We start from the raw sequence: 16,252 nt of genomic DNA on the forward strand, positions 1-16,252 counted from the left end.
GAGGGGACCCTGGGGGTTGATGCCCCAGGGTCTTTTTTGGCCGGCGGCTTTCGAAGTGCGCATCCGCGCTGGTAGGCTGCGCACCATGAAGAAAATCGGTTTCCTCTCCTTCGGCCACTGGACGCCCTCGCCGCAGTCGCAGGCGCGTTCGGCGGCGGATGTCCTGCTGCAATCCATCGAGTTGGCCGTCGCGGCGGAAGAACTGGGGGCGGATGGCGCCTTTTTCCGCGTCCACCACTTCGCCCGCCAACTCGCCTCGCCGTTCCCGCTGCTGGCGGCGGTCGGTGCCAGGACGAGCCGGATCGAGATCGGCACGGCGGTCATCGACATGCGCTACGAAAACCCGCTTTACATGGCCGAGGACGCGGGTGCGGCCGACCTGATCGCCGGCGGGCGCCTGCAGTTGGGGATCAGCCGGGGCTCGCCCGAACAGGTCATCGACGGGTGGCGCTATTTCGGCTACCGGCCGGTCGAGGGCGAGACCGACGCCGATATGGGCCGGCGCCATACGGAGGTCTTCCTGGATGTGCTGCGCGGCCAGGGCTTCGCCCAGCCCAGTCCGCGGCCCATGTTCCAGAACCCGCCGGGCCTGCTGCGACTGGAGCCGTATTCCGAAGGGCTGCGCGAGCGCATCTGGTGGGGCTCCGGCTCCAACGCCACCGCGGTCTGGGCGGCGCAGCGGGGCATGAACCTGCAAGCCTCCACCCTGAAGAACGACGAGACCGGCGAGCCGTTCCACGTCCAGCAAGCTGCGCAGATCCGAGCGTTTCGGGCGGCGTGGAAGGAGGCGGGGCATGCGCGGGAGCCGCGGGTTTCGGTCAGTCGGAGCATTTTTGCCCTGATGGACGACCGCGACCGGGCATTTTTCGGTGGCCAAGGGGATAGCCAGGACCATGTCGGCTTCATCGACGAGGCGACGCAATCGATCTTCGGCCGCGGCTATGCCGCCGAACCGGATGTGCTGATCGAACAGCTCCGCCAGGACGAGGCGATCGCCGAGGCGGATACGCTGCTGCTGACCGTCCCGAACCAGTTGGGCGTCGCCTACAATGCGCATGTCATGGAGGCGATCCTGACCCATGTCGCGCCCGGGCTTGGCTGGCGCTGACGACCGGTTTGAACTCGGAACATGCCGCTACTGTATCGGGCGTGACATCGTTGCGGCGAGCGATACGTTCCGGATAGGTTGCAATGCAACGAAAGCCGCTCCATTGTCTCATTCCGGAGGGGGATGCGACCGATGGGCCGGGTTTTGACGTTCATCGCGTGGTTCGTTGGGCTTTTCGTCAGTCTGGCGGCGGGCGCCTGGTGGTTCAATACCGTCGTTATCGGTCTCGCCCTGCGCTGGGCTGAATCGCGGTGGCCGCTGCATCGCGGCCGGCTGTCGGCCTGCGCGATAGTGCTGTTCGGATTCTGGGCGGCCTTCGCGTTGATCTCCGCCGGTGTCACGCTTGCCGCGGTTCGCCTGCTGTATGACATGCTGGCCGATTCGCTGTCGGACATGCTGCCGAAGTCCCTGTCGCGGGACGGCTACAAGGTCGTCTACTGGGGCACGGTCTTCGTCATCGTCGTCGGCCTGTCCGCGGGTTTCTGCGAGGTGCGCGACGCATGGAACGCGGCGCGGCGGCGCCGCTTCCTGGAAGATACGCAACGACCTGAACAACCCGTCGACCTGCCGCGCGGCAACGGGGAAGGGCGGCGCATCGTCGTTCTTTGCGACGGCACATCGAACCGGCCGGATGAAACCGAAGACGGCGAGTCGAGCGCCACCAACATCTGGAAACTGGCCCAGGCGCTGGTCGCCGACGAGACGCAGATCGTCTTCTATCAAGCCGGCGTGGGTACCGACACGTCCTCCACCGCCAAGGAAGCGCGGCGTACGCAGCGGCTGCTGTCGGCGACCGGCGGAAAGACCGGCAGCAAGATCGCGGCCTGGTGGTCCATGCTGATCAAGCTGATCGAGACGGGGACGGGCGCGGGGATCAGCGAGACCATCGTCAACGGCTATCGTGAGATCGTTCGCAACTATCAGCCCGGTGATCGCATCTACCTGGTCGGCTTCTCCCGCGGCGCGTTTGCCGCGCGCTGTATCGCGGGCGTGATCTATCGATGCGGGGTGCTGCGCGCCGAATATATCCGGTTTTGTGCCGACATGGTACAGATTTACCGCGCCCGGCCCTCCCCCCGGTCGTCCGTCGCCATCCGGACCGACATGGCATATCCCCCTGCTCGGACCCTGTCGGGGCCAGGCGTGACCATCGAGTTCGTCGGCGTATTCGACACCGTCGCCTCGCTTGGCTTCCCGCTTTGGGGTTGGTGGTTCCGGGTGCTGCCGATCTGGAAGAACCTTCCCTTCGCAACCGACCCCGTGGCCGTCTGCAGGACGGTTTATCATGCCCTTTCCATGGATGAGCGGCGGTCGCAGTTCATCCCCACGCTCTTTTCCGTGCCGGAGGCGGCGGGCGGTCCCGCACCATCCGTCCATCAAGTGTGGTTCCGGGGAACGCACGGCGACATCGGTGGTGGTTACGCACGAAAGGACCTGTCCGATGTCACCCTGGACTGGATGGTCGACGCCATGCGGCAGCAGGGGCTGACGTTCCACCCCGGGAAACCCGACACCGCGCCGCACGACTTGGCGCCGATCCATGATGAGCTGGAACTTGAACCGACCTGGCGGACGTTCGGTACTTGGCCGCGCTGGCATCCGGTTCCGGGCGGAACGGATCCCGTCGGGTATTCGTCCCTGCACCCCAGCGTGCTGCATCGGGCGCAAGTCGTGTGCGACAGTCTCGGTCGTTTCGATATGCGGCGGCTGCAGGCAGGGGAATCGGTCGAGTTCGTGATGGATGCGAACCGGGATTGGTACCGCACCGGGATCGTCATCGAGACCGGTGCGCATTACCGGATGACCTATATCGGCGGCCTGATCCGCGACGGGGAATGCCCACTCGCTGAACCGGATGGACAGAGGGCGCGGGGGCTGGATGTCCGCCACCTGTTGGGCTTCGGACGCCGCCTGCCGCGGGACCGTTGGATGCTGCTGGCCGCGACCATCGCCCATCCGCGCGCCTGGCCGCCGATGGAGAAGCCGTTTTCCGCCGCCCTGCGCTATCTGTTCACCAGTGCGCCCGCCGAACTGCAGCACCAGATCGCCAGGATCGGACGGCACCTGGGGACGCCCGGCGCAAGCATCTGCCTGACCAGCGCGGCACCGTCCGGCTTGCTGCATCTGTTCGCGAACGACTGGTGGCAAACCGCCAGCAACAACAGCGGCGGGCCGCGTCTTCGTATCACTCGGATCGACGGCGCTGAGCCGGACGCACCGCTGTGGTCACTGTCGGAAAGCGGTGAGCAATGGACGGTGGCAAACGACAGCGGACATCACGGGGCGTCCTGAAGGATCGTGTCGGCTGCCTTCTCGGCGATCATATAGACCGATGTGACGATGAAATATCCTGGGATCCGGGGGAAGATGGACGCGTCGACGATGCGGAGGTTGCCGATCCCATGCACACGGAACCGGCTGTCGACCACGCCGCCCTGGTCTTCGGGTTTCATCGCGCAGGTGCCGCATGCATGATGGCCCCAGGCATTGTCGGTGACGTATCCTTTCAGGTCTTCGGCAGTATAGAGCTGGCGTCCGGGTGCTTCCTCCTCCACGATCAGGTCGCCGATCGCGTCTGCGACTTTTCGGCCGAAGTCGATGCCGACGACCATGGCGTCAAGATCGTCGTTGGAGGTGCCGTTCCCCTCGGCGAAGTAGCGGAAGTTGATGGCCGGCGGGTCGCGCGGGTCATCGGATTTCAGCCGGACGGCCCCGGCCGTGTTCTGCGTATAGGCCTTGAGGACGGTCCAGGTCAGGTAGTTGCGTTTCTTGATCGCTTCGGCGTATCCCGGATAATACCCCCTGAAGTCGGCCAACAGGAAGAAGCAGAACAAATCCGGCCTTTCCTGGTCGGTGCGGGATGGCAACATGGCTGCGAACATCAGACCGTTGCTGGTGTAAGGACCTGAACGCCATCGTCGCCATTTGCGGTAGGGCCGGTCGCCGACGCTGTACGTCGCGCCCTTGAGGGTCTGCCAGGCCGGTTCCACCCGGTTGACCACGCTGATCTCATACCGGTCCTGAAGATTTTGGCCGACGCCGGGCAGATGCTTCACTGCTGCGACGCCATGTTCGGACAGATGCCGGGTGTCACCAACGCCCGACAGCATCAGGATTTGCGGCGTGTTGAAGGCTCCGCCTGCCAGAATGACTTCGCATGAGGCCCCGGCATGGCGCTTCTCCCCACCCTTCCCATGAGGCCCCGCCGCCGCTCGGTATAGCCTGGAGCCTTCCTTGTAAAATACGCCGTGCGCCGTCTTGGAGATCGGGTCTATGTCGATACGGGTCACCAGGGCATTAAGGCGGATGGTCACCCGATCCGGGAACCGTTCCTTGACCGATAGGAGAAACTCGCGCGGACCGGTTCGGACATGGCAGGCGGAGGAGAGCGGGGTGACGCAAACCATGGGGGCTTCGGCGTCCACGCGCCGTTGGTCGTTGGGATCACCGTCGCTGCTGGTGAACCAGCCCCAGTCGACGATCGCGTTCGGAAGCATCCCGGCGACGGATAGCAGCGCTCGCCAAAGGGCCCGACGCAGCCGCCAATCCAGAATGGCCCGCAGCGGAACGGCCCGTTCGGTCGTCAGCCATCCACGCCACCCATGACCGGTCGGGTTCCAGCCGAACAGCGTTGCCAGCCATCGATGGAGGAACCGGTAGCGGCAGCGCTCGAGACGGCGGAAGTATCGTTGCATATTGGATGCCCGCCAGGAGGCATCGCCGGTGACCTGCCAGATATGGTTCCAGTCCGCATTGTTCGGCCGCACGACGATCATCGCATTGTGAGCGGTGCAGCCGCCAAGGCCGCTGGCACGCGGGTAGAGGATGCCATCGACCTGCTGTCCTTCCCATTCGCGCCGGTAGTGCCGGTCCTTTTCCTGCTGGCTGTCGGATGTGTAGTGGCGAACCCAGAAGTCCCAGCGGAACGCCGGATTTTCCGAAGCGAAGGGGTGGAAGGCGGGCACCTGGTAGTCGGCTGCGGGTGGACGGTTCGTTGCCTCTTGCGACGTGACGGGATCGTCCCCGGCGTCCAGGACCAGGACGCGCTTGCCGGCTTCCGCCAGGCGGGCCGCCAGGACGCACCCCCCGGCACCGGCCCCGACAACGATATAGTCGAAACGTTCTTCGGGAGGCACGGGTCCGGACTCAGAAGTATTTGATGTAGGCGATAAGCGCGTCTTTATCGTCCGCCGACAGGTCGGCGCCGAAATAGTGCCCGCGATTGACGACGTAGTCCGGACACTTGCTGAGGCCGACCAAGGTGTCGATCAGGCCGGTGCTCTGGACGGCTTTCTCGGACGTTGCTTCCGTAACCGGGTTCGCCAGCGCTTCCGACGTGCAGGCGCCACCCATTTGCCGGAAGGCGCTGATCAGGGTGGGGGTCGCCTTCAGAAGCTTCCAGAAATGGCCGACCATGTCAGGCTGGTCGTTGTCGGGCAGCAACTGCGTATTTGTCAGTGTGTTGATCGGGAAGTTCCGGGGCAGGGGACCAAGGTTGATGCCGCCTTGCCGGTCCACGGCCCAAGGGGCGAGCCAATGCAGGGGGCCAGCGAAGCTTCGCACCAGCGATGGGACGAAGCCAGGCGGGACGATCAGGCAGGACGGCGCCGACGTCCGATACATGTAGCCGGGCACGGGGACCTGCGTGACCGGGTCGGTCCGCCGAGCGGAGGGATTGAGCAGTTGGCGAATCGAACGGTCGAACAGCTTCATGCGGTTGGCGACGCATGGCATATCCGGATCGTTGTCGCTGGCGGCCGGGCAGGCTTCTTCACGAGGAGAAGCCGCAGGCTTGGACGCACCGCGATTGCCGGAAGTGCTTTCGTAACCGCTGTAACCAACGGAGTTGTTCGACAGGAACGGCGCACTGGACCAGACACTGATCAAGGAAGGCGGCCGCAGGTAGCCGCGCCCGTTGCCAAGCGGCTTGAACGACATGGCCGCGCCGGAGACGGGATGATAGACGGTCAACTCCTTCACCGGCGGCAGGGTCTTATAGGACGTTGAGGTGAAGTTATCCCAGATGTCGCCGGCCAATCCGTTGGTGGCGATCGCCGTGCAGGCATTGGTCTGGGTGACGTCGACAGGAATCCGCCGCTCGGACGACAAGTAATTGCCAGGCAGGAACGTATCCTTGCCGTCGGCGTCGCGCGCGGTCACCATTTTGACCATCGCGTCCTTGAACGCGTTCGACTGGGCCCACGACCAATAGCGGTTCCAGCATTCGCGGTAGTTGGGTCCGCTGCCGCCGCCCGCACAGATACCCTCGTCGACGCCTGAACTGACGGGGGGCTGGGGAATCTTGCTGGAGTGGCAAGCCGCGCAGTTTTCCGCGAAGACCACCTGGCCCCGTTTCACTTTGTCGGAGTCGAATGGGTCCAGGAATGTCTTGCCGTCAGGTGCATCCGCCAGATGATCCGGGCGCGCTGTCACCAGGAAGAACATCGCCATATCGGCCGTGCGATCTTCCGTTGCGCGCCAGTAGACGGATTGCTTTTCAGCATCGCTGATCTTGATCGGCGAAATCTTCTGCCCCCCGATGAAGGGACGGAAGTGCAGCAGCCATTCCTCGCTGAAGAGACCGATATTCAGGTAGACACGATTGAGAGCCCCCAATGTCCCGACGGAATCGGCGCCGTCCTTGAGCACACGCATGGACAGCGACGTGCTGGTGGTCGGGTTCCAGAACTGCGACAGCGCGGCGGTCAGGGGATAGTCCTGGAATTGCTTGTTGTCCCGCTCGCCGCCCGTCAGTTGCTCCGAACCCGTCTTCAGGCTTGGCCCCAGACGATCGATGACGCTGTAGATGGCGTTCATCGTCCGCGGGTTGTTCAGGTAATCGGTCGATACAAGAGACGTGTCGAGGCTTCCGGGTGGGTTCGTGTGGAACAACTGATAAAGGAAGTTCCCCTCATTGGGGGCGGGCGTATTGTTGGGACCGCGAGGACGGGTATTCCAGAAGAAGATGCGGTCGACCCAGAAGTATTGCGCACCCGGATTGGACGTCAGGTTGTCCCAGGTCGGATTCTCGGGATCCTTCGGCGGGTTTATCGGGTTCGGACCGACGTGGCAGAAGGAGCATGCCATGCCGACCCGATACGGACGGACCAGGTCCTTATCATTATAGTACGACGGGTCATTATAGTACCGTTCCGGATCCCATCTTGCCTTCGCCTTTTCGTCGAAGGCGGGGTTGGGAAAAAGACGCAGGCCGATAACGCCGCTTGGTTCGCCGTAATATGACCCGACAGGCACCGTTTTGCCACGGGCACCTGTTTGTACGCCGCGATACTTGTCAGGGTCTGCCAAGGGATCGGCGGGACAACCGGGGTCACGCTGATCCAGCCAAAGGCCGTAGCGCTTGGGGTCGGGGCCCGTCGCTTCCTTGAAGCACGGCTCGTTCACGAGACCTAGCCACGACCAGCGGTTATGGCGCCCATAGGCCATTCCCTTATAGGAGGACACGGTCTTCAACAGATCGAATGCACCGGCCGTGTTGCGGGCTGCGAAGTCCCAGAACCGATCGTTACCGCCGGTCCAGGCGATCCAAGCGATCTGACCCCGCAGGGCGCTTTCCCGCACTTGTTCCGGAGGCAGCTTGGTTAGCCTCGCAACTTCCATGATCTCCTTGGGAAAGGGAGCGCCGTCGGCAGGCTTCAGCAGCAGTCCCTTGTCCATGTGAGCGAAGTAGTTGCAATCCGTCGGTTCTTCATTGCAGGGCTTGGCGAGGGCCGGAAGTGACTCCGGCGTCCGTCCGGCGGCCTTTGCTTCGTCGGGGATGGTGCCGAACTTGGAACTGTCGGGTTCCACGAGTGCTCGAAACGCGAAAAAGCCACCCACGGCGATGACCAGGCATAAAGCCACCAGGGTGATCACAGCCCATTTCAGGACCCGACCGAAAACTGCGCTGATGGCTCTCATATCTGGTCTCCTCGGCCGCGAGGGATCACAACGTCTTCAGGTAGGCAAGCAGCCGCTGCTTGTCCTGATCCGACAAGTCCGTGCCGTACAGATGCCCGCCATTACCGTTGCCGGCGACCGTAGTGTCGTACAAGGTTCCGTAGCGCTGCGCCGGCGTGCCCGCCTGGCTGACAAACCCGCCGTCCACCGGGTCGATCAGGTCATAGCCGCGATAAAACTGCTTGGGCCGTTGGTCCGGTGCCGCCAGCAGGTCGCGCAGCGTGGGAACGGAGCCGTTGTGCAGATACGGGCCGCGCAGCCACAAGCCCGTCAGTTCGTTGGCGACGTAGCCGTTGGTTTTATGGAACGCGTGAAAGCCCCAATTGTAGTCGTCGGCATGGTAATTGGTGTAACGGTCTTTCGCTGCTTCGGTCCACATGTCGATGCGATGCCGGTCAGTATCGATTTCGGCCGCAGGGATGACCGTGCGGAAGCGGGCTCCATCCGGTTCGTGACAGGAGGCGCACTGGGATTGATAGATGGCTTTCCCCTGGTCCACCTCTGCCTGGTCCACATGATACGGATCGCCGACAGGACGCAGGGAGGAGAAGGGTGACGGCGGCGGCTTCTGCAGTCGGATGAAATCCAGGATGGCGTTCAAGGTCGGGCCGGCCGATAGGTAGCCCTGATAGTCCATGCCATCACCGATCGCCCCGGCCACCGCCGTCTCTCGCAGATTGGAGTTCAGCCCATCCCAATGCAGCGAGTACTGCCTGGTCGTATCCGCCAGCGCGGTGCTGAAGTCCCATAGCGGCATGATATCGGAATTACCGATCGTTCCGTCATCAGGAAGATGCAGGTTGAAGAACTTGACGGGGTTGAACGGATCGATCCGACCTGGCCCCCAATCGGGGCGCGAGTCCATCCAGGCAAATCGGGTGGCTTGTGCCTCCAAAGCGGAGCGGACGGCAGGGATCAACAAGTAGCGGTACAGGACGCGTTCCCACAGCGGCATATCGTATATCGCCGTGATGGCCGTCATGACGTTGTCGGCGGTGAACCGTTCCGGATGGCGGCCGATCGCAGACAGGAAGCGGATAAAGCCTTGCACGTTCACCCGCGTGCCGGCGCCCGCCGGCACAAATGTCGCCGGGTCGTCGGCATGGAGCCGATAGGTTTCCTGGTGGCAGAACGCGCAGTTGGGCGCGACGCGTGGAATGACACCGAGGGTCTTTTTGGAAAAACCGACGGGCAGTTCTTCCCCGCCGATCCAATAGACACCGATGGAGCCATAACCATCCTGGTTGCCGGGAAGATACTCCGGAAACAGGGTGGGAAGCACACGCCAGATCCAATAGGGCAAGCCTTGCTGGGTCTCGTTGCCGATCGAGCCGTGATCGAAGACCTGCAGCGGATCGTTCGTCGCCGGCTGCGGCACCGGGCGCAGCAGTATCAGCCAGGCCGACGGAATCAGCACCACGATCAGCGCCAGGAAGAACACCAGGCAGCGTCGGAGCACAGCGATCATCGAATGATACCGGTCGTGCTGAGCTGCTTTTCAAGCGCGCTGATACGGATGAGGCAATAGAGTGTGGTCGACCCGATGAAGGCATCGACAAAGGAAATGGACAGAAAACCCAGCGGCTGTCCAAACAGGATGACGGCGAAGAAGAAGAAGGATGCCCCGAACGTCCGCGACGGGAAAACAGCGATATAGGCATTCGCGCGATACCGACTGAAGTCGATCGCCGCAGGAACATAAAAAACCGAGATGATCATCAGCAGGCCGGCGGATTCCCGAGCCCAGATCAGTTGGTCGAGGGGGATGCCGAAGAGATCGAGCATCCATCGGGGATAAAACAGCAGCGGAATGATAAACAGCGTGTTGAGGACGATACCGAACCACACCAGGACGGTATGCCGGACGATCCAGATGCTGATGCTGCTTTGCGCGCTGTTGGTCATAGCGTCTTCATATACTCCACGATTGCATCCTTATCGGCGGCCGGCAGTTCGGTGCCGTAGGCTTTTCCTTCGTGCCCGCGATTGGAATTGCCGGGAACGGTCGTGTCGTAGAGAAACAGGTCCTTCAAGTCGTAACCATAGCCGTCGGACTGATAGCCGACCTTCGCGGTATCCAGGATATCGCTGCCCCTGTACCATTTGGCGGGCCGGCAAGGATTGCCACCCTGGCAGGTCGACGGCTCCAGCAAGTCGCGCAGCGTCGGAACGGACCCGTTATGGAGGTAGGGCGAACGTGCCCAGATGCCGTCAAGCGGCTGGTTGGCATAGCCCCCCGTCTTGCGGAAATGCGAAAACCGCCACGGATAACCCGCATAGAGCATGTTCTGCGCGGCCGAGAAATCCTGTGTGTAGGACGCCCACCGGTCAGGGTCGGTGCCGATCTTGTCCAGTGGCTCAACCTGGCCAAGCTGCGGATAATGGTTGGTGCTATAGTCGTACTGGCCTGCCTCGTTCTTCATGCCATGACAATTGGCGCAGTACTCGGAAAACAACTGCCGTCCGCGTGCGACCTTGCCGGCATCGATCGCGGCGGGCACCGGAAAGGGGGGCGCGCGCAGCGTCCAGATCCAATTGCGGATGCGAAGGATCGCATCGATATCGACCGTTACCGGCGTCACGCCCGCGCCCAGTGCGGCACTGAGATTGCGCTCGTCGACCGATGTGTTGTTTCCGTCCCAATGGAGGTGCATCCCGTCGCGAGGCGCCTGTTCCCAAATAGCGGGAAAATCGGAAGAGCCGTTCAGTTCTTCGCTGGTGATATGCTCGGCGTCCATCGGGAAGTTGAACTGGATCGCCTTGTACGGATTGAAAGTATCAACCCGGCCAGGACCCCAATCGGCCTGACGATTGATGAAGGAGACTTGCTGCGCGAGGTGCTGCAGCGCCGCCTGCACGCGCGGGAAAACGACATAGCGATAGATCAGGCGCTCGACGAAATTCAGATGCCCGCCGACGGCGGGGCTGTCGATCGTGTCGATCAGGTTGTCCGCGGTGAATCGCGGATCGTTGCCGACCTTGATGAAGAACCTGATCAAATCGAACAAACGAAGATTATTGGCAGGAGCGCCATAGATATATGTCGGCTTGTCGGTCAGGTTGATCCGATACGTGCCGACATGGCACACGGCGCAGTTCAGCCAGACGCGCTCGATGCCCGTAACCACCCGCCTCGACATGCCGACCGGCAGCTCGGACTGCTCCGTCTCGTAGAGCAGTCCGAACCGGCGGTAACCGGTCGGCCCGATATCGTCACGAAACATGACCGGCAGCGCCTTGAACACCAGGATCGGAAATCCGTTGGCGGTCTCGCTGCCGATGGAGCCATATTTGAAATGGTCCACGTCGTCCTTATACGAAACGACATATTGGTTCACGGCAAGCAGGTAATAGAGCGCCGCCACGATCAGCAGCAGGACGACTCCACATCGTATCCAGCGGTTGCGGGCTAGCACACGCTCCGCAGGTGTTGGGGGATCGTAGTCCACGGTAAACACCCTCTCCGGCTTCGTCAGTCCAGGATCACCGAAACAACGGTGGCTGATAGACGGACATGACGCTTTTGATCAGATTGTCCCACTTCTCCTCGAACGTATCGCCGTCATATCGGGACACTTCATAGCATCCAAGCGGGTTCGCGAGATCGTTGACCAGGCATTTGTTGCAGTAGGTGCATTCTTTCTGCTTGATGGGACCGTCGGCGGAACGGAGGATTTCCGGTAGGTCGTTGTTGGCGATGAGCGGCCGAGCCATGGTGACGGCATCGCAGGAACCGTCACGAATGACGCCGGCTATGTTCGACGCATGCTGAAAACCGCCAGTACACAGAAACTTGATACCGGGGTCGATGCGCGTGATCTCCGTCCGCAGGAACTTCGCATATTCCGCGTTGATGCCCTCGATGATCCGGCCGCGCCGGACCCGCCAGTACCATCGGAATAATGGGCCGCTCAGTGGGTTTTTGAACACTGCGTAATTGAATCGGGTCCGTACCCCTGATGCGAGCATTCCCCCGTACCAGCGGGTCAGCGCCCTGGGCGAAATATCGCCCGGCGGATTTCGCGGATGCGGAAAGGTCGATCCGCTGGAGATATGGAATGAATCCACGCCCTTGCCATCGTCAAGCAGGATTTTGCAAATGGTCAGGGTGTCCTGAAGGGTATTGCCCTTCTTCTTCCAGGGATAGAGCCAGTCGTTGTGATCGACGCCGTTGATTTTCATCTGTAAATGAAAATCCTGCCCCACCTCCCGCCGGATCGCCCGCACAATCTCCAAGGCAAACCGCGCTCGGTTTTCCACCGAACCGCCATATTCGTCCTTGCGATCGTTGATGCCGGAACTGAGGAACTGGGTGATCAGGTACCCGTTCGCCCCATGCAGTTCGACCCCGTTGAGCCCGGCCTCGCGTGCCCTGCGGGCGCCCTGCGCGAACTGCTCGACGACCTCGTGGATTTCCGCGACCGTCATGGCCTTGGCGAGGATACCGTGGAAGAAATCGGACTGGCTGGTCGAACTCAGCGACTTTTTGAACAGGTTCTCTACCCCGCCCATGTCCTGCTGACGCCCGGAATGGCTCAACTGCATGATGAAACCGCAGCCGTAACCATGCACGCGCTTGCCGACCTCCCGCCAGAACGGGATCTTGTCGTCATTGTCGATCATTGCGTATCGAACGAGAATCCGTCCACGCACGGCGACAGGGGTATAGGACGATATGATGCAGCCGACACCGCCCTTGGCGAACTTCTCCTCCCAGTTCAGCCGGGTTATCCCGCCATACCCGTTATACTCGTCGAACATTCCGGATAGGTTGGAACGGAAGAGACGATTCTTGACCTCCAGATTCCTGAACTTGAGCGGCGAGAAAATCAGCGCCGCGTTGTCTTCATGGAGAAACGTTGCGTCCGTACCCTGGGGCATGGTCGACTCCCTTGGCTTCGCAGTCATAACAACCACGGCGTGCGTTTGCAACAGCCGCCAAGGGTGCCAGTGCAATGAACGGCACCAGGGTTCGCGTCCCGGTTGACGGGCCAGAATTGCCCAGGTTATAGAGTGTTTTGAGGGCGCAACGCATCGTTCCGGGGACGGCCAGGGGCGAGGCGGTAGCGCTCCCATGAACGCGCTGTTCAGGACGGCTACGATACGAACCCGAACGGCGTCCGCGCAGGGGAGAAACTGTCATGGCCAGCGCGCGACAGTTCGGCAGACTGCTGCTGTTTTTCTTCATGCCGGCCCTCTCCCCAATGCCGGCGAAGGCCGCCGACGCCCCGGTGATTGAAACCATCGTCGACCGCGACTCCGGCACCATATTATGGTCCGGCGAAAATCCGGACACGCCACCGCTGCTCAAGCCAGGCCAAGCGATCCTTATCAAGGGTCACGATTTCGGGGCGGGTCCGCTGACCGCCGCCAGGCCCGGACTGGCGCCCCCCGCCGGAGGGATGACACCGCCCGGCGGCCCGCGGTCGGTCCGTGTTTCGTCTCCCGAGACCAAGGGCAAGGAATTGTCCAAGGTGCTGTTCGGCGACGTGCGGGCGCTCGAACGCAACCTGTCATCCTATCGGGCACGCATCGATCTGGGCAGCGCCGCGTCGTCGGTCCTGGCTCGACTCCAAGGGCGGACGCTGGATTACTTCGTGGAACCGTACGAAGCCGTCCCGGATACCTGGGCGGGCGATATCTACGGTTGGACCGATACGGAAATCGACCTGACCGTACCGATCACGGCCTATGAGGGACCAATCCAGGTCGTCCGGATTCCCCCTACCGGCGATTACGTCATCGACATAAAGACGGGTGCCCCCCTGCGCTACGCCGATCCGAATACCGCACGCGTCGTCCTGGACGGCCACCCCGCTTTCGCCGATGTGTGGCCCATCGCACGTACCGGCGACACGGTGTTGGCCAGCAATGCGGTCCCGGTCAGAATCGCGACTGGCGGAACGGACCGATATACAAACGAACCGGGGCAGGCGCTGACGCGGGCAGACTCGCAACGCCTGGCCAAAGCCACCCCTACGAACCGCTCCGCCGCCGATCAATACGCCTATGGCGAGAAGGCCTATTGGGCCTGGGATTGGAATCTTGCCACGCCCCATTTCGTACTGGGAATCGACTGGAATGGTATCTTTGGTTTCGATAGCGGCCGGGAGGAACCGCTTATCGAGACACTGATCAGGCAACTGGAGTATCACAAGTCAGATATCCCGGCACCGAAGATCGAGGCCAAAGGTTACACGTTTCCCGAACTCAATCCGGACGGATCGATCAGGCAGACCGTCATGCACAAGGCTTTGATCGATAGAAGCACGGGCGAAGGGATTCGGCCCTTCAGCAGCTTCGGCGCCATCCCCCTGCTGCCTGATGCCGGCGCAAGCAGGGTTATCGCCCCGGACGTTGCGTTCCGCGACCAGACCTTCACCGGCCCCACGCCCTATCCGATCGCCCTGGCATTCCAGCTTCCGCCGCCTTTCCCAAAGCCACTGGCCGGTGGCCAGACCAAGCCGACGGGCTGGGCAGGCTATGTCTTCGCCCAGGCCACCGCGCCGATCCCGGGGCATCCCCAAATCGTCGACTGGATCGGTTTCAACTGCGCCGCATGCCACGCGGATCGGGTGACCTTCGAATACGACGCGGCCGGCGACAAGGTCAGCCGCTTCTTTCCCGGCATCCCCAATCCGGACTGGCGGGCGACCTTCCTGACGCTCAGCGGCAGGGCCGTCGGATTGGCGGAAGAAGAGGGCCTGCCCCTGGATTTCATCCGCAATGACTATCCGAAAGGCGCGCGCCGGCAGGTCGAGACGCAGGCCAGGAACACCGGCCTTCTGGCGAGACTCAGGAGCGGGTTCGATGCCTTCCTGTCCCGGCATGGAATCGCCCTGTCGAAACAGAAGGTCGACAAGACGCTGCTGATCGACAACCTCCCGCCCGGATCGACCGAAGCCACCTTGTTCGATTCGGCCGACCTGCCAGGGGACTACGCCAACGATTACCTCTTCTCGCCCGAAGCGATCCCGATCATTACCAACCATACGCCCGTCCGGCGTGCTTTGTCCCGGTCCGAACTGATCGATGGTTTCGAAGGCGCCTACCTGCATGGGGAGGAACCCGAAGGCGCCCGTGGGCCTATGTCGTCCCGGTCCCTGCAGGACCTGACCCTCTATACCTCCACATTGCACCAGGACGACGAGGTGCTGCATCGGATCGGCGTCTATCGGTGGCTGGTGTACAAGGGCCATAAGGACTGGCTGCACGATATCGGCAACGAGGGTGCTTTCGTCAGCCTGGGGCTGACGCGGGACGATCTTTTGAAACCCCCCAGCTTCCCGCCGCATGCGCCGCCCGCGGATGGGTTGGGGGCCATGCGCGATTCAGCGGTATCGGGTCAGGCGGTTCGGTCCCCCGGGCCGGGGGAACCCTTCGCGCAGCGTTTCCCCGTTCTCCTGCAGCACGTCACCCATGGCGCGACGCTCTTCAAAACGACGTGCATGCGGTGCCATGCCGCGGGGAATGCCGGCCTCTGGACCAACGAGGACATGCAGCCGCTATCCAAGGCCGGCGGCAGCGATCCGGTCGGACGGTTCTTCTCGCCGACCATCTGGCAGCGCCGGACGCAGTCGATCCGCACGGCCATCCTGGAGAACCTGTTCTGGGTTCAGCAGCGTGGGCTGCTCAGCGACGGTCATATCGTTTCGGATGCACCGGACAACATGGACGGCCTGGACCTGCTGGTCCGGCCGGATCGCTGTCAGGCGCCGACCCGTCCGGATGGCAGCGTGGATCTGAACCGGGCGTCGGCGCTCTACAGGAAGCTGTATACGATCCACGAGGGGACGGACCACAGCTTCCGGATTCCCAGCGCGGGCATGCGCTTCGAGTTTCTCACCCGTCTCGGCGGCGACAAGCCAGGGGTGCTGCAGCAGATCGTTGCACCCGACCCCAACCGCCGCGTGACCGCGGCGGAGGACCGCCTTGTGGCGCGGCACGCCTATTTCACCAAGATGGACGATGGCTACTATTACTGGGACTTCCAGAAGATGCGCCGCGACTACGGCATTCTGGAATTCGGCCTCGATCCCAAGAACCCAAGGGTCGGCGGACTGCCGGCGGAACCCCATCCCTGGTGCCTGCCCGAGGAGTCCTCACAGGCGGACGTGGACGATCTGGTGGTGTTCCTGCTGACGCTGTAGCGGCGCGGGGGGGGGGGGGGGGGGGGGGGGGGGG

9 protein-coding genes are annotated in these 16,252 nt (G+C 62.4%); 3 read left to right on the forward strand and 6 right to left on the reverse strand.

Going from position 1 to position 16,252, the window contains the following annotated elements; all coding sequences use genetic code 11:
• Positions 1-85: 85 nt before the first annotated feature.
• Positions 86-1,108, forward strand: a complete 1,023-nt coding sequence (locus tag VHB27_RS09735; RefSeq protein WP_325599731.1) for an LLM class flavin-dependent oxidoreductase — start codon at positions 86-88, stop codon at positions 1,106-1,108.
• 132 nt (positions 1,109-1,240) lie between these two features.
• Positions 1,241-3,400 (forward strand): T6SS phospholipase effector Tle1-like catalytic domain-containing protein, encoded by a 2,160-nt coding sequence (locus VHB27_RS09740; RefSeq protein WP_325599733.1) that lies wholly within the window; start codon positions 1,241-1,243, stop codon positions 3,398-3,400.
• On the opposite strand, the gene VHB27_RS09745 is transcribed toward VHB27_RS09740, so the two are convergent.
• The 6 genes from VHB27_RS09745 to VHB27_RS09770 all read right to left on the reverse strand — a co-directional run bounded on the left by VHB27_RS09745 (position 3,385) and on the right by VHB27_RS09770 (position 12,949).
• Positions 3,385-5,244, reverse strand: coding sequence for a GMC family oxidoreductase (locus tag VHB27_RS09745; protein WP_325599735.1), 1,860 nt, complete (start codon positions 5,242-5,244; stop codon positions 3,385-3,387). The two genes, VHB27_RS09740 and VHB27_RS09745, sit on opposite strands and share 16 nt — an antisense overlap.
• Positions 5,245-5,254: 10 nt before the next feature.
• Positions 5,255-8,029, reverse strand: a complete 2,775-nt coding sequence (locus VHB27_RS09750; RefSeq protein ID WP_325599736.1) for a hypothetical protein — start codon at positions 8,027-8,029, stop codon at positions 5,255-5,257.
• 25 nt (positions 8,030-8,054) lie between these two features.
• Positions 8,055-9,509, reverse strand: coding sequence for a cytochrome c (locus VHB27_RS09755; RefSeq protein ID WP_325599737.1), 1,455 nt, complete (start codon positions 9,507-9,509; stop codon positions 8,055-8,057).
• Positions 9,510-9,532: 23 nt separating this feature from the next.
• The gene (locus VHB27_RS09760) at positions 9,533-9,973 is read right to left on the reverse strand and encodes a hypothetical protein (RefSeq protein ID WP_325599738.1); all 441 of its coding nucleotides are present in this window, start codon (positions 9,971-9,973) and stop codon (positions 9,533-9,535) included.
• Positions 9,970-11,313, reverse strand: coding sequence for a hypothetical protein (locus VHB27_RS09765; RefSeq protein ID WP_325599740.1), 1,344 nt, complete (start codon positions 11,311-11,313; stop codon positions 9,970-9,972). Before VHB27_RS09765 ends, VHB27_RS09760 begins: the two co-directional genes overlap by 4 nt.
• Before the next feature lie 238 nt (positions 11,314-11,551).
• Positions 11,552-12,949 carry an NADH:flavin oxidoreductase gene (locus VHB27_RS09770; RefSeq protein WP_325599742.1) on the reverse strand — a complete coding sequence of 466 codons (1,398 nt, stop codon included), beginning with the start codon at positions 12,947-12,949 and terminating at the stop codon, positions 11,552-11,554.
• Positions 12,950-13,209: 260 nt separating this feature from the next.
• On the opposite strand from VHB27_RS09770, the gene VHB27_RS09775 reads away from it, so the two are divergent.
• Entirely contained in the window at positions 13,210-16,218 is a 3,009-nt protein-coding gene (locus tag VHB27_RS09775; protein ID WP_325599744.1) for a hypothetical protein, read from the forward strand.
• Positions 16,219-16,252: the final 34 nt, after the last annotated feature.

This window comes from Rhodopila sp. (assembly GCF_035548235.1).
Taxonomy (GTDB): domain Bacteria; phylum Pseudomonadota; class Alphaproteobacteria; order Acetobacterales; family Acetobacteraceae; genus Rhodopila.